Origin of the sequence: Photorhabdus aegyptia (assembly GCF_000612035.1) — a bacterium.
Lineage (GTDB): Bacteria > Pseudomonadota > Gammaproteobacteria > Enterobacterales > Enterobacteriaceae > Photorhabdus > Photorhabdus akhurstii.
This window is the reverse complement of sequence record NZ_JFGV01000001.1, coordinates 139404-166402: the sequence shown is the minus strand read 5'-3', so window position 1 is coordinate 166402 and position 26999 is coordinate 139404. Positions and strand designations below refer to the sequence as shown.

Annotated in this window: 26 protein-coding genes and 1 riboswitch; of the genes, 5 read left to right on the top strand and 21 right to left on the bottom strand. The window is 38.3% G+C overall.

The features are described from left to right. Nucleotides 1–68 precede the first annotated feature (68 nt). On the bottom strand, nucleotides 69–743 hold the full coding sequence (locus BA1DRAFT_RS00815) for a helix-turn-helix transcriptional regulator (protein WP_036775352.1): 675 nt from the start codon (nucleotides 741–743) through the stop codon (nucleotides 69–71). An 802-nt stretch (nucleotides 744–1545) separates the two neighbouring features. Between BA1DRAFT_RS00815 and BA1DRAFT_RS00810 the strand changes: the two genes are divergently transcribed. Next, nucleotides 1546–2211 carry a PAS domain-containing protein gene (locus BA1DRAFT_RS00810; RefSeq protein ID WP_036775350.1) on the top strand — a complete coding sequence of 222 codons (666 nt, stop codon included), beginning with the start codon at nucleotides 1546–1548 and terminating at the stop codon, nucleotides 2209–2211. A gap of 519 nt (nucleotides 2212–2730) precedes the next feature. Here the strand turns inward: BA1DRAFT_RS00810 and BA1DRAFT_RS00805 are convergent. The 3 genes from BA1DRAFT_RS00805 to BA1DRAFT_RS22860 form a co-directional block, all read right to left on the bottom strand. Beyond that, the gene (locus tag BA1DRAFT_RS00805) at nucleotides 2731–3801 is read right to left on the bottom strand and encodes a magnesium transporter (RefSeq protein WP_036775349.1); all 1071 of its coding nucleotides are present in this window, start codon (nucleotides 3799–3801) and stop codon (nucleotides 2731–2733) included. A 74-nt stretch (nucleotides 3802–3875) separates the two neighbouring features. Then, a riboswitch (M-box (ykoK) riboswitch) is annotated at nucleotides 3876–4047 on the bottom strand. Nucleotides 4048–4201: 154 nt separating this feature from the next. Beyond that, complete coding sequence (locus tag BA1DRAFT_RS00800) at nucleotides 4202–4534, bottom strand: DUF6694 family lipoprotein (protein ID WP_036775377.1); 333 nt, start codon at nucleotides 4532–4534, stop codon at nucleotides 4202–4204. Nucleotides 4535–4755: 221 nt separating this feature from the next. After that, nucleotides 4756–4941, bottom strand: coding sequence for a hypothetical protein (locus BA1DRAFT_RS22860; RefSeq protein ID WP_152544256.1), 186 nt, complete (start codon nucleotides 4939–4941; stop codon nucleotides 4756–4758). Nucleotides 4942–5139: 198 nt separating this feature from the next. On the opposite strand from BA1DRAFT_RS22860, the gene BA1DRAFT_RS00795 reads away from it, so the two are divergent. Together BA1DRAFT_RS00795 and BA1DRAFT_RS00790 are read left to right on the top strand one after the other, a co-directional pair. Then, on the top strand, nucleotides 5140–6276 hold the full coding sequence (locus BA1DRAFT_RS00795; protein ID WP_051560609.1) for an ABC transporter substrate-binding protein: 1137 nt from the start codon (nucleotides 5140–5142) through the stop codon (nucleotides 6274–6276). 568 nt (nucleotides 6277–6844) lie between these two features. Continuing rightward, a complete protein-coding gene (locus tag BA1DRAFT_RS00790) occupies nucleotides 6845–8329 on the top strand; it encodes an aldehyde dehydrogenase family protein (protein ID WP_036775346.1) in 1485 nt (494 codons plus the stop codon). A 45-nt stretch (nucleotides 8330–8374) separates the two neighbouring features. Here the strand turns inward: BA1DRAFT_RS00790 and BA1DRAFT_RS00785 are convergent, their stop codons facing one another. Beyond that, nucleotides 8375–9742 (bottom strand): alanine/glycine:cation symporter family protein, encoded by a 1368-nt coding sequence (locus BA1DRAFT_RS00785; protein WP_036775345.1) that lies wholly within the window; start codon nucleotides 9740–9742, stop codon nucleotides 8375–8377. 627 nt (nucleotides 9743–10369) lie between these two features. Here BA1DRAFT_RS00785 and BA1DRAFT_RS00780 point away from each other — a divergent pair. After that, a complete protein-coding gene (locus tag BA1DRAFT_RS00780; RefSeq protein WP_036775374.1) occupies nucleotides 10370–11959 on the top strand; it encodes an FGGY-family carbohydrate kinase in 1590 nt (529 codons plus the stop codon). 247 nt (nucleotides 11960–12206) lie between these two features. Here BA1DRAFT_RS00780 and tehB read toward each other — a convergent pair whose 3' ends face one another. The 4 genes from tehB to BA1DRAFT_RS00760 all read right to left on the bottom strand — a co-directional run bounded on the left by tehB (nucleotide 12207) and on the right by BA1DRAFT_RS00760 (nucleotide 17103). Continuing rightward, nucleotides 12207–13061: an SAM-dependent methyltransferase TehB gene (gene tehB / locus BA1DRAFT_RS00775; protein ID WP_036775373.1), complete on the bottom strand. Its 855-nt coding sequence runs from the start codon at nucleotides 13059–13061 to the stop codon at nucleotides 12207–12209. 249 nt (nucleotides 13062–13310) lie between these two features. Next, entirely contained in the window at nucleotides 13311–15458 is a 2148-nt protein-coding gene (locus BA1DRAFT_RS00770; RefSeq protein ID WP_036775343.1) for a polysaccharide biosynthesis tyrosine autokinase, read from the bottom strand. Between the two features lie 71 nt (nucleotides 15459–15529). Beyond that, nucleotides 15530–15958, bottom strand: coding sequence for an arsenate reductase/protein-tyrosine-phosphatase family protein (locus tag BA1DRAFT_RS00765; protein WP_036775372.1), 429 nt, complete (start codon nucleotides 15956–15958; stop codon nucleotides 15530–15532). After that, on the bottom strand, nucleotides 15958–17103 hold the full coding sequence (locus tag BA1DRAFT_RS00760) for a polysaccharide export protein (protein WP_036775342.1): 1146 nt from the start codon (nucleotides 17101–17103) through the stop codon (nucleotides 15958–15960). Before BA1DRAFT_RS00760 ends, BA1DRAFT_RS00765 begins: the two co-directional genes overlap by 1 nt. A 669-nt stretch (nucleotides 17104–17772) precedes the next feature. Here BA1DRAFT_RS00760 and BA1DRAFT_RS00755 point away from each other — a divergent pair. After that, on the top strand, nucleotides 17773–18168 hold the full coding sequence (locus BA1DRAFT_RS00755; RefSeq protein WP_036775339.1) for a VOC family protein: 396 nt from the start codon (nucleotides 17773–17775) through the stop codon (nucleotides 18166–18168). An 88-nt stretch (nucleotides 18169–18256) separates the two neighbouring features. Here BA1DRAFT_RS00755 and BA1DRAFT_RS22505 read toward each other — a convergent pair whose 3' ends face one another. From BA1DRAFT_RS22505 to BA1DRAFT_RS00695, 12 genes are all read right to left on the bottom strand, one after another. Then, nucleotides 18257–18706, bottom strand: a complete 450-nt coding sequence (locus BA1DRAFT_RS22505) for a lysis protein (protein WP_036775337.1) — start codon at nucleotides 18704–18706, stop codon at nucleotides 18257–18259. 9 nt (nucleotides 18707–18715) lie between these two features. Then, nucleotides 18716–19117, bottom strand: coding sequence for a structural protein (locus tag BA1DRAFT_RS00745; RefSeq protein WP_036775334.1), 402 nt, complete (start codon nucleotides 19115–19117; stop codon nucleotides 18716–18718). 9 nt (nucleotides 19118–19126) lie between these two features. Further along, nucleotides 19127–19453, bottom strand: coding sequence for a phage holin, lambda family (locus BA1DRAFT_RS00740; RefSeq protein ID WP_036775333.1), 327 nt, complete (start codon nucleotides 19451–19453; stop codon nucleotides 19127–19129). A gap of 784 nt (nucleotides 19454–20237) precedes the next feature. Continuing rightward, the gene (locus BA1DRAFT_RS00735; RefSeq protein WP_036775331.1) at nucleotides 20238–21224 is read right to left on the bottom strand and encodes a glycosyltransferase; all 987 of its coding nucleotides are present in this window, start codon (nucleotides 21222–21224) and stop codon (nucleotides 20238–20240) included. A 719-nt stretch (nucleotides 21225–21943) separates the two neighbouring features. After that, on the bottom strand, nucleotides 21944–22333 hold the full coding sequence (locus BA1DRAFT_RS00730; protein ID WP_036775329.1) for a YscW family type III secretion system pilotin: 390 nt from the start codon (nucleotides 22331–22333) through the stop codon (nucleotides 21944–21946). Next, entirely contained in the window at nucleotides 22330–22563 is a 234-nt protein-coding gene (locus BA1DRAFT_RS00725) for a T3SS regulon translocated regulator ExsE family protein (RefSeq protein WP_036775327.1), read from the bottom strand. Before BA1DRAFT_RS00725 ends, BA1DRAFT_RS00730 begins: the two co-directional genes overlap by 4 nt. Then, on the bottom strand, nucleotides 22560–23006 hold the full coding sequence (locus BA1DRAFT_RS00720) for a type III secretion system chaperone (protein WP_276525090.1): 447 nt from the start codon (nucleotides 23004–23006) through the stop codon (nucleotides 22560–22562). Before BA1DRAFT_RS00720 ends, BA1DRAFT_RS00725 begins: the two co-directional genes overlap by 4 nt. Then, nucleotides 23003–23131, bottom strand: a complete 129-nt coding sequence (locus BA1DRAFT_RS24315; RefSeq protein WP_256448142.1) for a hypothetical protein — start codon at nucleotides 23129–23131, stop codon at nucleotides 23003–23005. Before BA1DRAFT_RS24315 ends, BA1DRAFT_RS00720 begins: the two co-directional genes overlap by 4 nt. A gap of 261 nt (nucleotides 23132–23392) precedes the next feature. After that, on the bottom strand, nucleotides 23393–24283 hold the full coding sequence (locus tag BA1DRAFT_RS00710) for a YopD family type III secretion system translocon subunit (protein WP_036775324.1): 891 nt from the start codon (nucleotides 24281–24283) through the stop codon (nucleotides 23393–23395). 11 nt (nucleotides 24284–24294) lie between these two features. Next, on the bottom strand, nucleotides 24295–25533 hold the full coding sequence (sctE, locus tag BA1DRAFT_RS00705; protein WP_036775322.1) for a type III secretion system translocon subunit SseC family protein: 1239 nt from the start codon (nucleotides 25531–25533) through the stop codon (nucleotides 24295–24297). Beyond that, nucleotides 25514–26023 (bottom strand): SycD/LcrH family type III secretion system chaperone, encoded by a 510-nt coding sequence (locus tag BA1DRAFT_RS00700; protein WP_036775319.1) that lies wholly within the window; start codon nucleotides 26021–26023, stop codon nucleotides 25514–25516. Before BA1DRAFT_RS00700 ends, sctE begins: the two co-directional genes overlap by 20 nt. 9 nt (nucleotides 26024–26032) lie before the next feature. After that, nucleotides 26033–26989 (bottom strand): virulence-associated V antigen, encoded by a 957-nt coding sequence (locus BA1DRAFT_RS00695; RefSeq protein WP_036775318.1) that lies wholly within the window; start codon nucleotides 26987–26989, stop codon nucleotides 26033–26035. Nucleotides 26990–26999 lie beyond the last annotated feature (10 nt).

Sequence of the window (26999 nt, the reverse complement as noted above, 5' to 3'; positions counted from 1 at the left end):
TGTCTCTCTGTCACTTAAATCCCCCCTCTTGATTAAGTGACAGAAGAGCTGGAACACAGCTATTGCCTTCAATATAGTAGGAAATAGTTCATAGATTTAAGGTATTTTGGTGGAATATAGAGATCATAATCATTTTTTTCGCAAAAAAGTTTCAATTCAATAATTGATCGAATTGATAATTTCTCACAGATACTTTTAAAATACCTTTCCAAGGTACAGCATGAAATGTTCATTTCATTAGCAATACCTTGATTGCTGATACCTCGGCAGAATAAAAAAATTACCATCCACTCTTTCTCTGTCAGTATATCGTTAGGTGGTCTTAACCTAACGGATATCGAAGGGGCATTTTTAATATAATTTTCTACCGAAAAATGACTTATTTCTTTAATGCGACAAATTATTCCAATACATTGGTTACTTTCATCCATTAGTGGATATTTTTCACAAAAATAGGGTTGAAATCGTTGATCATTGCTTTGCAAATCAGCCCCAATAGATGATATTCGTTGCATAGACTGTAAGACTTTACGGTCATGTTTTTCAAAAAGGTGAGCAAGACAATTAAACGGTGTAGGTAATTCTTTAGCAGAATATCCCATGACATCAAAATCTTCAGGTAACTGACTTAATTTGATAAATACTTTATTTGCATATATAAAACGAAGATTCTTATCTTTTACAAACCATGATTCATGACTTTTATCCCACATATTTGTTAACTGAGGGGTGATTTTACTCATATATGGCCTTCAATATAGAAAAATATTTCAATAATTAGCAAGGACAGCTATTCATTCTATAAGGGAATTCCCTCATAGTCGGAAGTATAGAGTAATGAATTTATTTCAAATGGAATGTGAGATGAGTTTGCTGTTCATGTAACCGGTTTCATGGAGTGTAAAAATGTGACTTGTGTACCACTTTCTGGTCTTGCTTATAATCCATTGCCAAGTGTCAAAAAATTTTTAAAGATAAAGTAAGTAAAACTCGTATGGAATATGTTTGTTTATCTAAAAAACCGGAAATTTAAGGATATAATTAAGTAACCAATCCTATTTAAACATTATACTTAATTCTTCTATAATAAAAAATTACATCAAAATAGATAGATATTCAATAATGCACCTTATGTCAAATATCACTCCACAATTCATTAACATATGGGAAAGAAGCCATGAACCGTAGGGCGTAAAAATAGTTCTCCATATTTTATTTACGGTAATTCAGCAAAAAATAATTTCCTTATAATATTGAGAAATTATTTGATTGCAGAAAGCCTTATAATCATGAAATTCCTTGGAATGAATCTGAACGTGTAAGATAATAAATTAACCAATAAATGTACTTTTGAACTAACAGATTGGCAGGTATTACTATATAACCCGTTATTTTAAATATGATAAACAGCAATTTAGTCCGTCATAATACATAAAACTAGAAAATTATTATGAAAAAAGTCAATTTTATTGCTATATCCCAGAAAACACCAGAGAATCCCAGAGTAGAATGTTTATTTAATCTTCAAATTATCAAGGAGTTTTTATGAAGAACTGTACGATATCATCTCAGATTATCAATACAATGGAAATAAGTAATGAACCTTGGGGAATAAAAGATAGTTCTTCATGTTTTATTTATGGTAATAAAGCGTTAAGTTCTATCAAAAACTTCTCACCATCATTTGATTACAGTGGGCTTTATGATCATGAACTCCCCTGGAATGGCGCTGAATTTGCAAAGAAATATATTCATCATGATCAAAAAGTAATGAAACAAGGGAAAAGAATATGCTCACTTGAAACACATGTATTTGGTAAAGAACAAATTCTATCATCTTATTTTTGTGAAAAGATGCCTTTTTATCATGATGATGGAAGTTGTATAGGTATAATATATCATTGTTGGAAAGCGAAAGACTATTCATTAACGAGTCTGTATCAATATCATAATAAACTTCCTTCATCTATTTTACTCCAACCACCGACAGATCTTTTTACTGAGCGTGAATGGGATATTATTTTCCTTTTCTTACAGAAATACACAAGAAAACAGATTGAAACAATATTGAATCTTGGTTCCAGTGTAATTGAAAACCATATAAACAGGATATATCATAAAATAAACATTAACTCCACTCTTCAATTAGAAGAATATTGTCGAGTCAATAATCTTTATCACTATATACCTGAGAAATTTTTATTAACTTAAAAGGCTTCTGCTGCGGATGCAGTTGATCTTATGACGTGCGTTATTGATCATGCCTGAGGTACAAGCAGAATTTTATTTTGTTAAAACCTCAGGCATATTCAATATAACAAAAAAACGCCTCTTTTATCGCTACAAATAAATTTTAAATTAAAAAATAAATCACTTAGAATCCTACCGAAATAATATAAATTAATTACAAATGCAATAAATCAATTCATTAGAACAGAAAATAATTTATTTTCTTTAATTATTATATATATTTTTTTACTATATTAAATCCGTTCATTTTATTCATATTTACCGATAATAAAATCCAATATTAAATATATAAAACATGAAGTTAACTTAAATAAAAATCCTATTTTCACCCCTAATAAAAAGATATTAAAAAACATTCTTTGATCCCATGCCATTAATAGCAAACCCAAAACCCTTAATTACTATTAGAGATAAAAATTCATAATAAATCATTATTAATCAATAAGATACCCAATAAATATGGGCATCTTATTGGTGATTTTAAACGAGTTCTGTCATCACTAATTTCGCTATTTCGAAATAGATAATCAGGCCGGTACCATCAATAAACGTGGCAATAAAAGGCGCTGATACAACAGCCGGATCAATAGAAAGCCTTTTCAATACCATCGGAATAATGGAAGAAACAATAGCGCTCCAGAGGGTGATGGCAATGATGGCTAAACTAACAGCAATCGTCACTTCAATACCGACACCTAATATCCAGGCACGGATAAGAGCAGCAAAACCTATCGTTACCGCAACTAAAAATGAAGTAGAAATCTCTTTACGTAACACTGCCCCTAAATTACGCAAACTCACTTCCCCCAGTGCCATTGCTCTGACCAAGGTTGAAGTAATTTGTGTCCCACTATTGCCCCCCGTTCCTATTAATAACGGGATGAAAAACGCGAGAGAAATTGCCGCTTCCAATTGATCTTCAAATGCTTTAAGCACAGCACCAGTATAAGCTTCTGCAACAAATAGCAATAATAACCACCCGGCACGCTTACGCCATAATGTTATTGGGCTGGTGCTCAGATAAGGCTGATCCAGAGGTAAAGTAGCCCCCTGCAAATGAGCATCCAACGTATTTTCATCTTCAATCAGCTCAGCAATATCCTGCGGTCGTAGCACCCCAACTAATTTGCCAAAATGAATAACTGGAACACTATCCATGCCACTGTGATTTATCAAACTATAAACATCATGACGCGACTGCTCCGGTGACACGGAAAAATAGCTTTGCCTCATAATATCTGACACAAATAAATCATCGGCTACAGTTAATAGCACTTTCACCGGTAATATGCCATTGAGATAGCCTTCATCATCAATGACATATAAATAAGTTGGGATCTGTTCACCCTCAAGCTGATTAATCAAATTACTCTTTACCGACAACACAGAATCAGCAACAGATACAGAAATGAAACATTGGCTCATATATGCGCTGACAGTTGTCTCTTCATTTTTCAGTTGGTGTTTCCGCTGCTGATCAGCATTTATTTCATTAATAGAATGACTAGCAATCGCTAATGCATCCATTTTTTCATGGGATGTGGTTTTCATGATGTTGGTCCCTATTACTGTTGTGAACTTCAAACAGCACTCACATAGGGGCGAAACCAGATGAGAGAATACAACAGCTATCTCTACGTCTCAGTTTTAGCACTATACAACGTATCCTGAATTATCAGAAAGTTACATGGGGATATACCTTGGTTCGATATATCCTGTCCTAATCTTGGGCGTCTCTCGACGTCGTGAGATCAGCAACCTGTGTTTGTATAGGAGCCTCGCCTAACGAGATACTGCACTTAGAATGCGGCGCATATTATAAGCAATAGTTGTAATAATTCAAAATTGAAAATTGGTTTGTTTAAGTTCCATTTAAGTTATTGATGATCATAAAAAAACGGCATAGATTTCCACCTCACTGCCGTTTAATGCGGATAATCCTATGAAGGAATCATTCATTTTCTGATCTCTTAGCTTCAATTTTTTCAATTTCAGCTATCAATTGGTCAGCGGTTTTACCATCCAGTAACTTATAAAACTTTTGTTTCGATTCCTTCATGTCACCATGAGCTCCTGATTTAACCAAGTCATTAAAATCGATACTATTAAACATAGCCGATTGAATTGATTCATCAAACTTCGCTTTTTTATCATCAGGTAGCGTATCTCTTACTTTCTCAATGGATGCTTTCAACGAAATTTCATTAGAAGCATCAATCTTAGGTTGGCTATCACAACCAGCGAATACAAATCCTAACAAACAAATTACTAACAATTTTTTCATATTCATCCCCCACAGAATATTGAACAAGGGAATAATAACAGAAGCAGAAACAATAAGCCGTTTATAATTAGCCAAATTGATCAAGAATAGCAATAAGATGAAATTTCTCATCATGCTATTCCAGCATGATTATCCTTGTGATTGGCAACAACAATACCAAAATATCATCACTTGTTATTTCTTCAACAGCATAAAAAACGACTTTCTGCCTATTAAATCTATCAGACGACTAAAACACCCGACCAACCGACAACACGACAGGCCCAGATACGACCACAGTAATTGCCGATATTCAGATCAATAATGTAGTTGGAATCCTCACAATCTGCCAGAAAATTTGGCAAATTTAGTCTGCTGTTTTTGCCAACCACCACCATAACCTTCCACCAAATGAGAGTTATTTTCAACTCACGAACACCACTCAACTCATTGTTATTATTTAAAAATAGCAAAAAATCAAAATATTATTTACCAAAGTCACTAAAACCATTTGATTAATGTAAATTGTTATCATTATCATTTTAAGATTAGCATAAATAGATGTGGACCCAATTTGTCAAATTACGCGGTTCAACTAAGAACGTTCTTTATTCAAAGGAGAAATAATGGCAATCATCCACCGCACTGCAAAATATTTTCTGACTGCCATATTGATGCTACTGTCTATCTTTGCGCAAGCAAAAGAAATTACAGTCAAAGACGTTGCGGGCCGGAAGGTTAAAGTTAACGCGCCAGTTAATCGGGTTATGCTGGCTGACAGCCGAGCATTGATTGCACTAAATATTCTTCATCCTGATAATCCGCTTAAAAATATTGTTGCCTGGGATAATGCACTGGAAATTAAATCTCCAGATTTAGCAATTACTTATGAAAAAGACTTCCCTCAATTGCGGGATATTCCGGTATTCCCCAATCCTCATCAAAGCGATTTTAACGTCGAAAAAGCGCTGACTTATAAACCCGATCTGGTTATTTTTGATATTGGTCTTCAAACTAAAGTTAATAATAGTGGAACCATAACTTTACTGGAAAAAGCGGGCATTCCGGTTATTTTTATCGATTTCCGTCAATATCCGCTAACAAATACGATTCCAAGTATGGTTTTACTTGGGAAAGTATTTAGTGAAGAAGAAAATGCACAAAAATTTATTGAGTTTTATCAAGAGAGGATGAAAGTTATTAACCAACGCGTTGGTACGTTAGGTAAAGAACAGCGTCCTCCGGTGTTTATCGAACGCCACGCAGGTATGTTAGGCGCTGAATATTGCTGTAAAACTTTCGGAAATGGCAATTTTGGCGAATTTGTCACGGCCGCCGGAGGTGATAACCTCGGTGCTCGCTGGTTCTCAGGTATGGATGGTGAGGTAAACGAAAAACAATTAATCGTCAGTAATCCTGAGTTTTATCTGATGACCGCCGCAGATTGGGATAAAGTCCACCCCGGAAGCTTCTCTGTGCCATTAGGCTACACAGGCAATCTAAAACAGTCACAGGAAAGACTGAAAAAATTACTGACACGCCCTAAATTAAGCGTATTAAGAGCATTTCGCGAAAAACAAGTAATAGCACTGTACCACCAATATTACGATACGCCGTTTAACATCATTGCGGTTGAAATCATTGCTAAATTCCTGCATCCGAAGTTATTTGAAGATATCGATCCACAAGCTGATAGCCTATATCTGCATAAAACCTTTACCGCTCTTGACGGTAACGGGATATTCTGGGTTACAGCAAAATAATATTTCTTTTCAATCCGTTGGAATACGCCAACGGATACTTAGTTTCACCATTCATTTATAATTTCCGTTCGTTAATATACCTAATATTTTATATAACGTGCTAATAGACATCTATTATTTTGTGCTCTACTATAGTTGATGCTAAAGAAATATAAAACATGACAAAATAAATTCGGTTAAGTAATAAATATAAAGCACAAATATATTCACATAATGAAACTATACCTTATAGATTTCAAGATGCATCGCGACGGCAAAGGAGCGAATCCCCGGGAGCATAGCAAACTATGTGACCGGGGTGAGTGAGTGCAGCCAACAAAGAGGCAACTTGAAAGATGACGGGTATATATAAAACCTGCTAATGAAGCATCTATCCCAATAAGAATGTTCAACGCAGGGCCATTATTGTCAATAAATCATATGCACAGGCAAAGTACAGAAATCAGGCTATATACATGATATACAGAGAATCATTCGCTCTTTACTAACAAGAATGGAAAATAAAATAACCTAATGAGATAGATTCTCGATGTAACTATTCTTAAACCAAAGTACTCGGAGTATATTAATGAAACGATTACACGATATTGAGAAAGAGATGTTGCCCGTTGAATCCTACAAAATGCTTATTGGCGGGCAATGGGTAGATAGTGTATCCAAGGCAACAACCAAAAGTTATAACCCGGCGACAGGAGAACTACTGGCTGAATATGCATCTGGTAATGCGGAAGATGTCGATCTTGCTGTCAGCGCCGCAAAAAAAGCTTTCCACGCCTGGAGTCAAACCTCCGCCATCGAAAGGCAATCAGCTTTGCTGAAAATTGCTGACTTACTAGAAGCAGAACAAGAACGTTTTGCCATCCTTGAATCACTGGATACTGGCAAACCATTAAATGAATCCCTGTATATGGATCTACCCGCGTCCATTGACCAGTTCCGCTATTTTGCGGGTGTAATCCGTTCCCATACCGATGAAGCTTCAGTTCTGGATACCAATACACTCAGCTTGGTGATCCGTGAACCCATTGGTGTTGTCGGACAGGTAATTCCCTGGAATTTCCCACTACTGATGGCGGCATGGAAACTGGCTCCTGCTCTGGCAGCAGGCAATACCATTGTTATCAATCCAGCAACACTGACACCTATCACCCTGCTTGAACTGGGTCGAATATTGGATAAAGTCCTGCCAGCCGGGGTGGTTAATATTGTTACAGGTCGTGGTTCAGTCGTTGGTCAAGCCATTTTGGATCATAAAGATGTCGAAAAAGTGGCATTCACTGGTTCCACCAGAGTAGGTTATACCGTAGCCGAAGCCGCAGCCAAAAAGCTGATCCCTGCAACACTGGAACTTGGTGGTAAATCAGCCAATATTATCTTCCCTGATGCCAATATGAAAAAGGCAGTAAAATATGCGGCCAGAGCTATTTTGCTGAATCAGGGTCAAGCGTGTGAATCAGGTTCCCGGCTATTCCTGCATAAAGATATTCATGATGAATTCCTCAAGTCCCTGAAAATAGAATTCGAATCTATCCAGGTTGGCGATCCACTAGCAAAAGAAACTCAGATGGGAAGCCAAGTCAGCCAGGAACAAATGGAAAAAATTCTTGGATATGTCGATATTGCGAAGCAAGAGGGTGCAACCATTCTAACTGGCGGTAAACGCATGACCGGAGAAGGTCATGATGATGGTTTCTTTATCCAACCAACCATTATTACTAACGTCACTAATGATATGCGAGTCGCGCGCGAAGAGATTTTTGGTCCTGTATTAGCCGTCATACCATTTAGCGAAGAAGAAGAAGTCATTGGAATGGCAAATGATTCTGATTATGGCCTGGCTGGTGCTGTCTGGACACAGGATATCGACCGTGCGCTACGCGTCGCTAAAGCTGTCAGAACCGGCCGTATGTGGATTAATACTTACCATGAACTGCCAGCTCACGCCCCATTCGGTGGTTACAAAAAATCAGGCATTGGCAGAGAAACACACAAAATGATGTTGGATGCTTACACCCAGGTCAAAAACATCTATATCAAAACCGGTGAAGAATAATCTCAATCAGTAATGTGAAAAGCCTTCCAAACGGAAGGCTTTTATTCAAATGTTTGCTTTAATATCAACACTATCCGCATTTACATCTTTAATATGTTCTTTTGTCAGCCGATAAACAACTGGACTCAACAATGCTAATGCAATCAGGTTCGGTATTGCCATCATCGCATTCAATGTATCTGCCAATAACCAGACAAAATCCAATGACTGAGTAGCACCTACCATTAAAGCAATAATCCATACCACACGAAAAGGCGTGATAGCTTTTTGCCCAAATAGATACTGGGTACATTTTTCACCGTAAAAACTCCAGCCAAGAATTGTGGTAAAGGCAAATATTACCAGCGCACCCGCGACAATATAGTTGCCGCCGGGAATCGCCATAGCGAAAGAAGTCGCTGTCAGCGTCGCACCTGTTTGACCATTCAACCAACCACCGGTAATGACGATAGTTAAGCCAGTGATAGAACAAACAATAATGGTATCGATGAAAGTACCTAGCATAGCGATCAACCCCTGGCGAATCGGGTTTTGGGTTTTGGCTGTTGCATGAGCAATCGGCGCACTTCCCAATCCTGCTTCATTAGAGAAAATGCCGCGAGCTACACCAAAACGAATTGCCGCCCATACTGCTGCACCCGCAAAGCCACCTTGCGCTGCAACAGGTGTAAATGCAGATTTAACAATCAAAACAAATGCAGCAGGAATCTCACTAAAATTCACCCCCAGAACAATAATCCCGGCGGCAAGATAGGCAACCGTCATGAATGGCACTAATTTGCCGGCGACATCAGCAATACGTTTAATACCCCCGATAAGCACTGCACCAACCAGAATCGCCAATACTACGGCCGTTACCGTGGTCGAAACGCCGAAGTTACTTTGCAGTACATCAGCAACAGAATTCGCCTGTACGGTATTACCGATACCGAAACAAGCAATACTGCCAAATACCGCAAACAGCGTCCCCAACCAAGCCCATTTTTTACCTAAACCGTTTTTTATGTAATACATGGGGCCACCAACATAGTGACCATTCTTGTCAACCTCACGGAAACGGATTGCCAGTACCGCCTCTGAATATTTGGTTGCCATGCCCACTAATGCAGTTATCCACATCCAAAACAGTGCGCCTGGCCCTCCCAATACAACCGCAGTAGCTACACCAGCTATATTACCTGTCCCAATGGTGGCAGAAAGCGCAGTCATCAATGCATTAAATGGCGATATCTGCCCTTCTCCCCGCTGATGATTACGCTCAAATAGTAATTTAAAACCCGTTCCCAATTTACGTATAGGCAGAAAAGAGAGACGGAGCTGCATGAACAACCCAACCCCCAGAAGACCGACCATCATCGGTACTCCCAATACTATCCCGTTAATAGCACTCAGCCATTCTGTGATTAATCCCATATATTCCCTCGGATATCTCATAACAAAATAACAACATATGCGCAGCAACTTAATAAAGAATATTTACAGAAAATATGCGAGAAAAAATTTCGTAAAAATGGAAAAAGATTTAATACTTGTGAGTGATATCACTCGATAGAATTTTAAGATTAGAATGTTCAAAAATTTATCACGCCAAATACATTAAAAGATATTTACATATAAATCACTTCCTTAATCTAAATAATTTACTTGAACATTTGATTCTTTCAATTAATTAAAGTAAAAACAACAAAATATTACCCTTTACACCCCGTTTTTGGTTAATTAATGAACTGATTACTATTATTTTTAAAATCGATTTTTTTAAGAAAAAATTATCACGTAGAAATTGTCAGCGATTTTTCTGAAAATATCTTGCTCACTCTACCTCTCATGTTTTTCGTTTTAAACAAACCACTATTCTGGAATGGATTTATTGCGTCAATCAAAAGGGCAATAGAAAATATAGGTGATATTTTTTTATCATCATAAAATCAGCAAATCTTTTTCGAGCAGCTTCACAATAATTGAATAACCTCATTGTGTTATTGTTCCACTCAACTCATTTTATCCACTTAGATTAATGAATAAGGGAAGAACCTCATGGTGGAACAACAATTTTTCATTGGTGTTGATGTTGGCTCCGCCAGTGTCCGTACTGCGGTTTTTGACCAACGCGGCAAACGACACGCATTCTCTGCTCGCCCTATCCAACAATTTCATCCAAAAGCTGATTTTGTTGAACAATCTTCTACTGATATCTGGGCGCAAGTATGTGCAACAGTAAGAGAAACTATTGCATTGGCAAATATTAATCCTATTGATGTTAAATCAATCGGCTTTGATGCCACCTGTTCATTAGTCGCGGTAGCAACAGAAGGATGTCCTCTTTCTGTTGCTGAAAATGGCAATCCTGAACACGATATCATCATGTGGATGGATCATCGTGCAATCAAGGAAGCCAGCATGATAAATCAAACCAATGACCCAGCACTCTGCTATGTAGGTGGTGAAATCAGCCCTGAAATGGAACTACCGAAAATCTTATGGCTAAAAAAACACTTTCCTCAACGTTATCAGGATATCTGGCGCTTCTTTGATTTAGCTGATTTTTTGGTGTGGAAAGCAACTGCCGCTGATGTAGCCAGTATTTGCACGCTCACTTGTAAATGGAACTATCTGGCTCATCAAAAACAGTTCAGCGAAAAACTACTTTATGATGTGGGGTTAGAAGATTTAACAAATAAAGTTCCGTCTACCATCATTGAACTTGGCGAAAAAGCAGGCTATCTGACTGTTGAAGTGGCTAAAGATTTTGGGCTGCATACAGGAGTCATCGTCGCCGGTGGTATTATTGACGCTCATGCCGGCGGATTGGCACTGGCTGGCGCCTATCCAGAGGGCAGCCTGGTCATTATTAGCGGCACCTCAAACTGCCATATGATTGTCAGCCCTCATCCTGTCATGGTTCCAGGAGTTTGGGGACCCTATTTCGGTGCAATGCTACCCGGTTACTGGCTCAACGAAGGTGGGCAAAGCGCCGCTGGTGCATTAGTTGAGTGGTCAATTCGTCAACATAATAGTTGGCCAGATCTAGAAGCCGAAGCCGAGGGATCTGGTCATCATTACTACCAGCTACTGAATGAAGCTGTCGCACAGTTAGAAAAGCAAGAAAAATACCCGACCGCACAACTTCATATTTTAAGTGACCATCACGGCAACCGTTCACCAAGGGCAAACCCTAATGCTAAGGGAATGGTAAGCGGGCTGACGCTGGCAGATAGTCGTGATGCTCTGGCCCGCCATTACTTGGCAACGCTGCAATCTATCGCTTATGGCACCCGCCATATTATTGATGCACTAATAGAAGCAGGGCATAAGATAAACAGGCTAGTTATGTGTGGCGGCGCAACTAAAAACCCACTATGGTTACGTGAATATGCCAATGCTACCGGGCGCGAAATCCATCTCACTCAGGAAGAGGATGCTGTCAATCTTGGCTCTGCTTTGCTTAGCGCCGTTGCTTGTGGTTCCTTTGCAGACTTCGCTCAAGCGGCGAAATCGATGGTACGTGATGGCAGCATTATCAAACCGGAAAAAGAGACATTTTCATTTCATCAGGCCAAATATCAGGTCTATCTACAAATGTACCGGGACCAGCAACGATATAACGAAATCATGCAAACCCACTGTTAACCTTTAATAATAATGGCAGGATGGCATACACATTGTAGATATTAACTTAGAAAATAAATCAACAACCGGTTGAACCGGCTGTTACTATTAACCTAACGTTAAAAATCCATCTATACCCTATGGATTTCAAGATGCATCGCGGCGGCAAGGGAGCGAATCCCCGGGAGCATAGATAACTATGTGACTGGGGTGAGTGAGTGCAGCCAACAAAGAAGCAACTTGAAAGATGACGGGTATAAGTGCTTTATCATTTTCTGGCAATAAGCGTAGCGAAATTTAATTTTATTCTATTACCATTTCCATCTGTTTTATGAAGATGACCGGGGTTTTCATTATACTTAATAATTTCCCAGTCAGAATAATAATTCTCTAATTCACCTGGTATGAGAAAACTTTTGAATGGCAATAATGAATATAGTGCATAATCTGTTTCAACCGGACAAACAATCAGATTAATACCACCTTTATTCGTCTGTTTTTGCATATTATAAATAATATCGGCGATCTTTTCCCGTTGCAGAAACATCAGTACCACAGTTGAAATAATTAAATCATATTTTTCGGTGATATTGTGAGAATTGATATCATAAACAGCCGTACAAATATTTTTAATCCGCTGTTTTTCTTTAATGGCATTAATTGCGTTAATATATTGTGGATTAATATCCACGGCCGTAACGTCATAACCTCTTTCTGCCAGATAGAAAGTATTCCGGCCAGAACCGGCCCCCAGATCTAATGTCTTACAAGGAGAAATAATATCTGCCAGATATCTAATTTCAGAATGAGGTAATGACAAATTATTTTGTTTATAAAACAAATATTGTGGTTCACATAAAAAAGAGAGCTGGCATTTAATATCATCACTTACCCATTTAATTTTATGCCAGACTTGTGGCTGAATAATGGGAGGTTGCCTTTGCACATTAAAATATGAGGTTTCTTCCTGATCACCATCGAAAATCACAAATTCCATTTCACCTTCAAAAATCTCAAGACAAGCGTAAGTCCCCTCTTTAGTATTATGTCTTTCAGTGAACATTTCAGGAATAGTATTTTTCTGCCAGATTGGTATTCGTTTGTAACAAATGAGGTCGCTCATAGAAGGTTCTCTGATCATAAACTGCATTTCACATGCATCTTATAATGACATTCTACAACTGTAAAGCTATTAAAGTCACCAGAATAAAAGTCTCTGGGTTTCACCATAACTACGCTTGCAAAATGAAAGGAAAAATGGGCCATTTTCCCTTAAATTGAACGGATTGACTGACTATTAAGAAACATATGAAAGGAAATAAGAGCTCATTGATAAAATTTCTCCGGCCCCACAAGCCGGAGAATAAGGTGATCACTCCTTGTAACTGTATTGATGACATCCGCCATAATCATAATAGAGACCAGATTTCTTCTCTACCGCGTTTAACAATACGCCTTTAATATGAATGCCATTTTGTCTAAACCGGCGAATAGCAACATTAACTTCTTTAACCCTTGTTTTATGATAACGAGCAATCAACAATGAAGTTCCTGCATATCTCCCAATAATCGCGGCATCAGTTACAGCCAAAATAGGAGGAGTATCTACCAAGACATAATCATAATGCTCTTCTGCCCAAGACAATAATTCTTTAAGCCTGTTATGCATAAGCAATTCCGACGGATTAGGCGGAATAACACCTCGATTAACAAAATCAAGCTCAGTAAGATAAGTTCTGGTAATGATCTGTTTTATCTGATGCTGACCAGCCAAATATTCAGAAAGCCCCTGAGATTGAGGACTTTCCAACACCTTATGTAGACGGCCTCTTCTCATATCTGCATCGATTAAAAGCACACGTTTATTACTTAATGCCAATACAGCAGCAAGGTTTACTGAAATAAAAGATTTTCCTAGCTCAGACGCAGAACCTGAAAGAAGAATAATTTTGTTTGCAGATTCCATCATTGAAAAATGCAGAGTTGTTCTAAGGCTACGTAATGCTTCAATCGCTAAATCAGTGGGATCTTGAATCGCTAATAAACGCAATTTATGACGATGAGTTCGCTTTTTTTGTTGTTGTTCAAGTTTAATCTGAGTCCCAGATAGTGGAATAGTGGCATAAACGGAAACCCCTATTTCTTCCAATTGTTCGGGGCTTTCGATTCCTTTACGAAACATGACTCGTATGCAAATCAATCCAGCAGATAATATAAACCCCAATACCATCATAGATCCAACAATCAGTGACTTCTTCGGTTTTACCGCTGAATTTTCTACAATAGCTTCATCAATAATACGTACATTACCCACTGTCCCTGCTTTCAAGATATTCAACTCTTGCTGTTTATTGAGTAACTGTACATAAATTTCTTGACCAACTTGAACATCTCTGGTCAAACGTAAAATTTCCTGCTGTGTTTTAGGTAACCGTTTGATTGACTGATTCAGCTCCTTTTTGGTATCAACCAAAGTCTTACGTTTATCAAGCAACGCAACATAAGCAGGATGTTGTTTGGTATACAATTGCTGTAATTCAGCTTCTTTGAAAGTCAACTCATTAATCTGTTTCTCAATTTGGACCAATGTCTCCAGAGCCGATTTTGCTTCAAGTGATAAATCGATAGATTCATTCGCTTGACGATATTGGTTAAGCAACTCCTCAGAACGATTGAGCTCAATTTTAACTTTAGGCAAATGATTTTTTAAGAAATTAAGACTACTTTCAGCCTCTTCCGTCTTTCTTGTCACATTTTGTTGCAAGTAATTTTTACCAATACTATCCAGTATTGACTTTATTCTTGCGCGATCATCACCTTCTATTTCAAGCGAAATAATACCCGTATTATTCCCCTTTTCTTTTACCCGCAAAGTTTGTTGTAGCCCGCGAATAACACCCAATTGCCCTCGTTTAACCAACGTGAAGTTTTGCCCTGGAGAAGCTGAAATATTTGAGATAAGCAAATTTATGCCATCAGTATCAAATACTTTGTTCACTTGCCCGAGGAAAATCTGATCGTCAAACAGCAACCGATAATTTTCTGAATCGTCAACATATATTTTTATCCCTTTGTTCATATATTCGGGTGATACTGCAAAATGTTTAATAACAATATCTGGTTTTGGCATACCACGGAGACGGGCAATTCCCTTACCTATCACAGGAAAATAATCCGCACTAACCTGAACATCCAAATTTAGATCCTTTACCGTCTTTCCCAATATCATTCGGGAAGTTAATAACTCCAATTCTGCCGATGTATCTGACGGTCTCCCAGAAAGCATATCCGCCATGTCGCCGATTAAAGGCAATACTCTACTTCTCTTTTCAACCTGCAATAAAGAATTTGCCTTGTATATCGGAGTTGCAATCAAGGAATAACAAAGGCCAATAACGGTAAACAATAGAGTGATTCCACCAATCACCCAGCGATAATCGAATAAGGCACTAAGAAGACGGCCTAAATCAATTTCATCACTATCCGTATGAGTGTGACTTGATTTATCTGATGTAGTCATAAAAAGCCTATAATTACTTTATTGATAAGTAATGAAAAATAGAAAACCCAGAATTTGAAAATACTTATAAGTTATAATTTCCCAAGCCAACTATTAGCACTCTCAAATAATAACTGATACACATATTCATAAACCTCGATATCAGACTTATATGGATCGGGAATTGCCATTTTATTTAACCAATGGCCAAAAAGCATTGTTTTCCCCCTGACTCCTAGATTTATCCTATTTACAGCTTCAATATGTCTTTTTTCCATAACTAAAATCAAGCTTGACTGCCGACATAATTCACTGGTTAGTTGACGTGCTGTATGTCCATCCAAGGACAATCCATACTTAGCCGCAACCCTACTTGAGAGTTCATTTGCAGGATTACCAGCCAAAGCAGATATTCCCGCAGAATAAATCTCTTTATGAGGAAATATCTGCCGCAATAAACGCTCTCCTGTCGGAGATCGACAGATATTACCCACACAAACAACCAGAATAGAATTAAACATTAATTCGGCCACTTACGAATCCACTTAGTTGTTTCAGTCAGGCTATTAATGCTTGATATCGTTGGCACCAACTGATTGATAACCCGGTTCCAACGAACGACTGGCGCACTGGTAACATAGACAATATCATAAGGCTGCAAATTAAACTCGGTTCCTAACACCAACGCCGTTGCATCTTTAGCATTGAGCTGATAGATATTGGCTATTTTCCCTTTATTATCAGGTACATTACGCAATGAGCGGATGACAAAAATGCCATTAGCATCACTTGATAATTGATCTATACCTTCAGCATTACCCAATGCTTCAGTCAACGTCATTCCACTACGATCCATACGCAGAGTCGTCTGTTTTTTGACTTCCCCCATAACAAACACTTTTAAATCATCATTACGAGGGATATATAAGATATCGCCAGAATAGAGCAGACGATTTTGTTTCAGATCACCATTCTGCATCAAATCTTGAAGAGAAATAATCGTTTCTTCTCCCTTATGAGTCAAAATGATCCTCCGCCAGTCAGCATTTTCAGTTAAGCCGCCAGCATGGTTGATCGCATCAATAATGGTTAAAGGAACGTTAGTGATAGGCTGTTGAGCAGACCTGACAACTTCACCTGTTATATAGGCTTTTTGTGAACGGAAAGCAGCAATATTAACATCAACTTGAGGTGATTCGATGTACTTCGATAACTTATCAGTAATCATTGTGCGCACCTGAGTGACCGTTTTCCCTTTTACATGAAGCTTACCAACATAGGGATAAAAAATCGTTCCATCAGAATGCACCCAGTTGCCCGTATCACTGGCACTACGGTATTGCCCGGCTGGTATCGTTAATTCAGGATGATCCCAAACAGTAACCATAATGACATCCCCCACACCAATACGGTATTCATACTGTTGTAACTCTTTATCTAATTCAGGATTAGGACGTGCAATAGCAGAATTCACTCGTAATTTTTCAATTAACAGTGGTGTTACTGGATAAACGTTTACCAAATTATTAATATCATAGTTACTATCATCATCATTGATTATTTCTTTATTATAAACAGTAAGGCCACTCCCAGGCATAACAGTACAACCACCTAATAACGTAGAACAGGACAACGCCAGAACTATAATTAATTCCTTAATATTCATCAGAAATTTATCCTTAAAAAATAATAAACAAAAAAGAATACAGAAAATAGTATTAATTATAATCTCCCTAACAAAACTAGATTATAATATAATAAAATATAATATAATATAAAGATTTTGCTTAAGGGGCACAAGCCACTAGGTTACTGGTCATATCACTTGGTAAAAACAATAAAAATCAACTTAATAGCTTTGAAAAACTCAGGCCATTAAATAATAGGTAGTAAATTTATTAATTATTTTATTATTTAATATATCTTATAAGATATTATTGCAAACAGAAAGTAAGAGCGACCCATAAAATAATAGTGAAGATATTTATCAGAATTTATCGGAACTGAATACATACTCTCGATAACATTGTGAAAAAACACGGACCTACTTACATCAAATCCGTGTTCATATAAGAGACTTTAGTAATTAATATGATAGAAAATAAAAAAAACAACCAACTAACCTATCAAAAAACGCCAATTATAAAACCATAAATTTTGCCATATTATAAATAATAGCTCGGTAGTATCGAATATTTTTAGATTGTTTTAATTTTGAAGCTCACCACTTTGTACTTTTCTCTTTTATCAACTACCATTATCGATTGTTTTATATAGCAATAGAAGATCTGAGAATTGGGCATATTCCACAAAAACTTTATCAACTGGGATTACCATGAAAAAATCAACCATACTAAGAATCGCCAGACCAACTGACAACTTAACTAAAATTTCTGAAATGTACTGCCAAGGTTTAGGATTTATTATCCTGGATCAATTCGAAGATCATGAAAATTTTGATGGTATTATTCTAGGGCATCCAAACCATCTCTGGCATCTCGAATTTACCCATCATCGTGGCACAACAGTAGGAAGATCCCCCACGCAGGACAATTTATTGGCCTTCTATATATCAGACCATTCAGAATGGTTAGAGCAGATATCATTAATGAAAAACGCTGGCTTTATTGCAGTCCCCTCTTACAACCCATATTGGGATATTGATGGTAAAACATTCGAAGATATTGATGGTTATCGGGTTGTGTTACAAAACACAGTATTCCCTGTTTGATTATTAATCGACCTTAAGCATACTTGCCCTAATAACCAACCCATACCTACGTTGTTTTATATTACGCAATAACATTATCAAAACTCAGCTATTGACACTGAGTTTTGATATATTCTTGCAAGTATTTCGTTTGCTGTTCATTCTCAACAATCATTCTTCGGAGATCGAAATAATCTTGTTCAGCTGCTGGGTTAAGTCGTGGGGGGACTGCATGGCCCACGCTGCCGGAGGAACCGGCTTTGCCTTGATTACAGGTGGCCGCGATGCGCAACCGGCGATGACCAGCGGCAACATCGTTGCGAAGCACATCAATTTCAGATTTCGCATTAGCAAGCTCCTTTGTATGCTGATTATCCAGTTCAGACAGGAGCCTTATCCGCTCCTGCTGATTAACGATTTCATTCTGCTGCTCCAGCAACTCACTCTGTAGCTTAACTGTCGTATCAAGCTGTTTGGTATACTTACCGTAATAGTGGTAAGCCAGAAGCGAGACAAGCGCTAGTGCAATAACAGTATAACCATGAGAGTTAAACTTCATAATATCGCTCTACAAAAGTGAAAAAGCTTTATCAATGACCGCATTGCTATAAGGCTGACTACCATTTTCCATGGTAATAACGGACTTAAGAAGCTTTGTCATAAATACTTCATTAAATACATCAACAACCTGATCACAAGTCACTTCAGTGTCTTTACATACATGGCTAATATAAGCATCAGTATTATTTTCATTATGGGGAGCCCATCGTGAAATGATACCTTTCACTGTTTTAAGGCCATGTTTCCGATTGTAATTATGCAGAATTTTAATCATTGCCCGAATACCATATTCAGGGCTGACAAACTGGCAGAAAGATTTATCGGTACGTTGTGATTCCGGTACCAAACCTTGCCAGTCATCACCCCAACGAATGTTGCCAGGGTTATTATTTCGAATACCTCTGCTCATAATTCACTCCTACTGTTTATTGCCTGTTTTGTTATTAACAACTTTTCTTAAGATCTGACCAAAATAGTCAGTTCCCAGATAACCAATAATCACACTGCCGATGTAAGCCAAGTCCGTGCTCATACCAAAAAAATTCAACACATCACGGATAAACCAAGCAATCATGGCACACATAATAGAATCCATAATTGACGTCCAAAATTTACCGCCGTTATATCGACCTCTGAGATAAGCCATTGCGGCAGCCAGTGCCGCTCCTATACCTTGTTCTTTGACTGACAGCAGCCATACCCATAGCTGCATCCAGATGTCAGGCTGTTTATCCATGTATTTCATCCTTTACTCCCATTCATATAATGGGAATCCATAGGCTGCCGTGTAGCCTTAAATTTGAGTTAATAGGAATACTGCGAAATCAGTAGAATAAGAAAAGGCCACACATAGCGCAGCCTTAAATTTTATAAGGTGATTACTTGCATTTAGTATAATACCGAGCTCATCAACAAACTCGGGTCCTATATCATTATGTACAAGGGAATAATAATAATTAACATATACCCGTTATCTTTCAAGTTGCCTCTTTGTTGGCTGCACTCACTCACCCCGGTCACATGATTCTCTATGCTCCCGGGGATTCGTTCCCTTGCCGTCGCGATCCATCTTGAAATCCATAGGGTATATATACAATTTATTAAGTCATTAACTATTCTAATTAAATAATATTCTTTCTATTTTTTTAATTTCCCAATACCTTATCCCTAAATTAAAAACAAAGCGTTGTTGTCTTGTTATAGTGACTTAATTTCTGCTGATTCATTTAAAAACAAAATAAGCGCTAAATCAAGGCTAAATTACTCTTCCATCCTTCTAATATAAATACTTTTGTTCCTATCAAGTTGCTCAAGTATCTCTAAATGTAGGCTGATATTCTCAATCATTTAACCTGGAAAAATGAATGTTTGTAGGAAGATTTTTGTCACTCAAACAAACAATTATATCGAAAATATTTCAATCCTCACCGTCAGTTTAAATGCTATATTACTCCTCCTAATAGATTAGGAAATGACAAAATAATCAGGTGCAAACCATTAAAAATAGAGCATCTAACATATCATAGCCACTAGCCCATAAATCTCCTTAATACTAAGATTAGATTACAACGTGTAATGAACCACAATTCATGATAATTATGTACACCTGGCAATAAATCTCTCAAAGCAATTTTTTCAATAAAACGTTTCGCAAGTAATTTTTTTAAGGTAGGATCTTTTATCCTTTTTCTATACAAAATAAAAAAACTGCCAACCTCTCGTATTGCATGACGGCTCAGTGATCTTCTTAACGACTTTTCACCTTTAATTTCTTTTGAGATGTTAATAATTGAATCAACTACAGTAATATAGCTATCAGCCCGATGATATAATTTTTTAATTTCTTTTGAGCGAGTTATTGATTCCAAATTATGTCGATAACAATATAATAACTCCTCACAAAAGCCAATTCGATTCGCGATAAGTGACCAATTAATGGTCCATAAAATATCTTCGTGAAGGGTATTGTCTTTAAAACTGAGTTGGTTATTTATAATCAGCTCCTTTTTAATAAGTTGTAACCAAACAAAATGTGGCCATTCTCTACATTCAACACAATACTCTATCCACTCTTTACCCGTTAATACCCTGCCATAAGGTTGTCTACGTGTTATTCTTCTATTCTCTTGTGAGAATGGATCTTCTGTAAAGCTAACTCCATTGCCAATTAACACATCTAATTTCTGTTCAATAGCTTGATCAAGCCATTTTCTTAATGTTTGTGGTTTCAACCAGTCGTCACTATCAACAAATAAAATCCACTCTCCTCTCGCATACTTTATGCCATCATTTCTAGCTATTGAAACACCACGATTTTCTTGATTAAAGATCCGTATTCTATTATCTCTTTTTTTGTATTCATTAATGACTTCTAAGCTATTATCCGTTGAGCCGTCATTAATAATAACAACCTCAAAATTAACATTCTCTTGCACAGATATTGAATCTAACAAGCAGGCTATATAACTTTCATTATTAAATAGTGGGATAATGATAGTAATATCAAACTGAAACATCTATAGTCCTTTTAATGAATTAGTTGTTTTTGATAAGAACATTATTTTCATAGTAAAAATGTGCCTTTTCCCCATTACTATTCACAGACCATACAATATTTTCAGCATCAGTTATAGATGGGATTAAAATTTTCATCAAAAAAGCAGATAATTAAGTGTGAAAATGATGAAAGAACATATCTGTAATTTACACATTACCGTCTCTTGTAAAGATAGGAACAGTTATCCAAACCTATTGGAACAGTTTAAATAAATCGGTATATGTAGCAGATAAAATTAAAAGAATATTTTTTATTTGCCAAGATTACTGTAATCTTATAAATACAAATACAGTTAAATTTTTTAAGGTAAAAAATAAATGCAATCAAAAATAAGAAATAGAAGAAAACAATAGAGAAGAGCGAAAAACATTAATTATCTTTACTAGCCATAATAATATAACAGACGTAAAGATTATCATGACCTAATTAGCAAATAATATTAAAATAGATATTGTCGTAGATAATACTCTTATTTAACCTATAATCAAATGGCATTTAAAAATTTAAAAGGCAATATTATTGCCTTATTTATTAATGAAGAAATATTTATACACTATGGATTTCAAGATGGATCGCGACGGCAAGGGAACGAATCCCCGGGAGCATAGATAACTATGTGACCGGGGTGAGTGAGTGCAGCCAACAAAGAGGCAACTTGGAAGATGACGGGTATAAAACTCATAAACATTCTGGATAACACAATAAAGGAGACAACTGCACTATAATCCTTTTTCCTGCAACAACTCGTTGTTGGCTTTTCGCCTGTACCGCTCGTTTCCCATCCCAACGTAAACGAGTCCTTAAGAATAGCTCACTATGAGAAAATTGTGGGCTTAAACGCATGGAAAAAGTGAGGGGTAACATGTCCAAACGATAATACATTTCCCCCACTGTCAATACCTTACCTTCAACCACAGTAAGCAACGACACCTCAACGTCTGCCGTTTTAGGCAGAGAAACCGGCATGGTCACATCTCCCTCAATCAACCGTGATGCATCATGCTTGACTACTTCACTGACACAACCAGTAATCAGCAAGCACAACAAGACCAGCCCTATTTTGGTCACGGCTGGCTGATCCTACGTTGTGACAACGGAGTATGCTGCCCATCCAACAAACGCTGCAATGTTGTCTCATGTTCAAGCCCTACGACAAGACCTCTACTTAGCACCACAGAAAGTGGCTCATTAACATTTTGCGGTATGTGTCCCAAAGTAACCCGACGGCCGCAACAAAGACTATTATTTTCATGGGGCACATTTGTTAAATGAATGGGTAACGAATTTTCAATTTTCATACTCGCATTCCCAAAGATTCGCGCTGTTGAGAGTCAGCCGGAAGTTGAGCTTGCAATAACTCCTGCCAAAACTCAGCATGATCCAACATACTTGAAAGGCTTTCTTCAAAGAGAACCAGATTTAGCCGACTAGCTGACATCTGCCGATAAAGCTGTACCATTAGCGTTGACTCATCAAAACCAAAATGAAGATCAAACTGATACCAATGACGATTAAAACTAGCTAATTGACGGAAAATCCCTTCTCCAACCGCAGTGATATCAGCTACATCTATCTGTAAAACGAGCTGGTCGCGTTCAGGAATTAAGATCAAAGAGAGGTGAAGGTGCTCATCAAAACAGAGAGCGGCCACACCTTCATGATTTAAAGCCAGGTGCGGCAAGCCGAATTTAACAGCAAATTCAGACAAAACTTGGTTGACGATGGCTATCACATCCATCATGGGTTACTCCTGCTAGAGAAGGCAATCAGACCAACTTGAACTACCGAATGGTCAAACAAACGGGTTACTCCCGCAGAAAAGGGGGCCAGTTTACTACCATCATCTTTTGTGCCTCTGTCACTCAAGGGCAATTCTTTTAATAAAAAGGTCACTCCGGTGATTATCAAAAACCAAACACCAGAACACAGAAGCGGGCTTTTTTTCCTTAACACATTCTGACTGTCAAAGATCAAAATCTTAATTTGATACTTTCGCTTTTCTATACTTTTACCTTTAACGCTATTAGTGGATTTTAAAAACGAGCTCAAATAGCAGCATCCATCGCTAAGAGCGCACCCTTCGGTACGCTCAGACTTATTATCCAACACAGATCCACTCTGCCAGTATTACACCACGCCAGTTGCCGCGCGCCATGCCTGGACATGGCTCTGATAAAGCTGCTGTATCAATTGCAAAACCTCTCTCATGAAATTGTTATTCAATGAGATCTGATCTTCACTCTTCTGTTTTTCATGTTGAGCAACAGATGAATCCACTTCATGTTCCTTGGCTTTAGCTTGAGAAAGTCCCTGTTCTACCTGCACCGAATTATTGGACATACTCTCTAAAGATTTCATCACTGAACTTAAGAACTGCTGCTTGGTATTACGATTTTCGAAAACCAAAGTAAGAGATTTCAGAGCACTCTTGTCTGCATCTTGTGCTATATTCCATACCTTACCAATTGCTGCCCGATCCGCATCGCTACTCTTGCCCAACTGTTGCAACTTAATATCGATTAATTCGTTACGACCAACGATATTACTTTCCAATGTCTTCTGCTGCTTAACCGTTTGACTGTTTTTAACGGTGGAAAAACCACCTATCAGCCCCGAACCAATCGTCATTAAGCCTGAAACCACTGCCATAGCAATCATCAATTTAGCGCCATGCCGCATCTCATCCACTTGTGACTTCTGAGCGTCAATGGATGCTTTATTCTCAGTGTCACGCTGCAAAATACCCAGTTCACGCATCCTCTTTGCAATCTCAAAAAGTAGCGACATCATATCCAGCGTGTTATTTAATTCCTGTCCGACGCTTCCTAAGCGACTAGGATCAAAGCCCTGTTTCGGCGTAATCAATGCAACCTTATCCGTGAGCCTAGTTTTTTCCGACTGTTGAATAGCAGCTTCATGTGCTGTCGGTGTCGGCGTGGAGATTTTGTCAGTCGCAATATCAACACTGTTATTGACACTACTCACCTGAGGACTGCTGACATTATTAACAATTTCCATCTTCTTACTCCCTAAATTTCCTGTGGTCGGCTGGCAAGGTTATTTATCATGTCTCCCCTGGCATTAAGCATCTGGAAAATCATTTCCATCACATGTTGGAAAGACTCTACCATTTGGGACAACTCCTCTTTAAGCCTGTCCATAACAGCCTGAAATGCGGTTAATTCACTACGTGAAAGCAGCACATCAGCTTGTCGGTTAGCCGCTTTACTCTGGAAGGCAGCATTAGTAGTTTGAGCAGCGCCATTAGCAACATCAACCACCAAATCACTCGCCTGCACGCCCACTTTCAGGCTACGAGCCGCAGTATTTGCCGCCGTACCAGCAACTTTTGCAGAAAACTCCGCCGCCTTTGCTGCGACTTTGGATGCGACCTCAGCCGCCACCTTAGCCCCTACCTCGACAACTTTACTACCAACCTTAGATGCCACGTCAGCGACTGCTTTGCCCATCTTAGCGCCCATCTTGGCTATCATTCCGACTGCCGAACCACCGAAACTGACCGCCGCCGCTGCCACCGCCATCGTAATCTCAATCGCCATCATTACTGGGCCCAGCCATTTCATGGTTTCCTTGCTGATTAAACCATCTTGAGCCGCTTGTTGTAGACTCTGAGAGACCACGCCCATTACCCCTCCGGCAATCAGCAAAGCGCCGGCTACCGCACCAACACCAGTAGCAACCATAATTGCGCCGACCACAATTGAAGCAATCGCACTAATCCAGCCAAAGATCTTAGAAAACAATCCAGATTTCTGCGCCTCTTTGGCAGAATTTTCAGCTTCTTTAATCTTCTGTTGGTTCTCATCCATTTTCTGCAAGCTTTGCTGACGTGCTCGCTGGATATCTTGGATTTTGAGATTCGTCTGATTACGATCAAGCTCACTGGTCAATTTGCCCAATTCAATCTCTATTGCCTCAGATGAAGCAAACACTAGAGAGGACAACCGCGAAGTTGTTTCTGTCAGCTTTGCTGTCAGTTCCTTTATCAGACCTGTTGCCTGCTTAGCCTCTTGAATGACCGATTTAAGCCTGGCCATTTGTTCTTGATCAGGGTGAGTATTCACCACCGCCAATGGTGCTGGCAATGATACTCCTCCTCGTGATTTGTCCCCATTAAACGGTACGTTACCCGCTTGGATAAGCGTAACACGCTCCTCTACTCTAGATGATGTAGCGGTGGGAATCCCATCAACTTGAAAAATTCCCCCCAGTGAAGAAGCTTGAGAATTATTTACTCTCTGATCCATTTTCCTGAGTCCTTTTTATTGTGATAGCTTCTAACATTGCACTGGAACTGGCAGCTAAAGCAGTCTGTTCCGGCAAAGCTGCCGCAAGTTGTTGGGCCGAGTAGAAGCCACTCTCAGCCCCATCAAGTTCTCCTAATTGCAGGAGACATTCGGCAGCATGAAATGGAAAACGGGGCTCATTAATATCAAGCATCGCTCCGTAGCTATAGCTTTGAATTGCCTGCTCCAATTGCCCCATAGCCTGACGACATGCGCCCAATCCAAGGAAGAACCGGGAATCATAGTGATCTAACATACACAAAGCCTGGAATATCTTATGTGCATCCTGCCATTTGCCTGACTGATACTGGTTGAACGCTAATGAGTAAAGTTGCTCCAACGTATCACTGGAAATATCTTTCAACATGGCAAGAGTGCCGCCATCATGAAGAAAAGATTCCAGTTCTTGTGCATATTGGTCAGAAGTCGTTGATGTTTCTTGATGCTCCATAATCATTCCTTAAATTGCGCCGAGAATATTGCGCATAATGCTGTCATACTTTTGAATAAAACGGTTTAACGCCTCAATAGCCGCGTTATAACGGGAACTAGCCTCATTTAAACGTGTTGTTTTTTCCTGGACAGTATTGTTTAGCGGATTTACACGATCGTTAACCGAAGTGGAAAAGTTGGCTAACTTATTATTTTCCTTGTCATATTCGTAAGAATTCTCCAGACCTGTCATAGCCCCACTTTGCTTATTAGGACTTTCCAAAAATGTCTTAATGGAGATGTATGGTTTATTAGTTCCGATAATATATTGTTTGTTTTTATCGAATATTTCACTCAACAGCTTATATTCAGCACTCTTCTCAAAAGCATCCTTATCACTAAAACCATATTTCGTATGGTCCAGCAAATTGAAAGAGTTATCATCAATATTAAGTTTCTGTTTATCTTTCCCTGCGGATAACTTCGCATTAATCTCCGACTGAATAACACTGTAAATTTTTAACTCTGCGGTCAATGCAGCCAGTTCATCACGCAACTCAAGTCGTTTTTTATCATGACCTGACATAACAGAAACAAATATATCGATTACATCATCATCAAGACGATCCGGCGTTAAATTAAAATGAACCGCAGCCAGAAAATCTCTTAATGTCCAGTCAGTTTTTAATGTCGGGCTATTCAAGAAGGATTTAAAATTATTAATTCCATTCTTTATTTGGCTATCGAAATGACCATCTTTGACAATAGCGTCCGCTGGCAGAAAATAAGCAATCAGCTTTTTCAGGAGTTCTTTATCGTTAGTGATAACAACAGAACCAGATTCAATCTTGATCTTCTTCTCAAGAATAAGATTAACCAATCCATCAAGCTCCGAAGATCCAGAACCTCGTAATTGCTCTAGCGAAACCCCGTTCAGATCTGTCAAGAAAAGCTGTGGGTCATTTTGATATGGCCTAATTTCCACCTTCAAACTC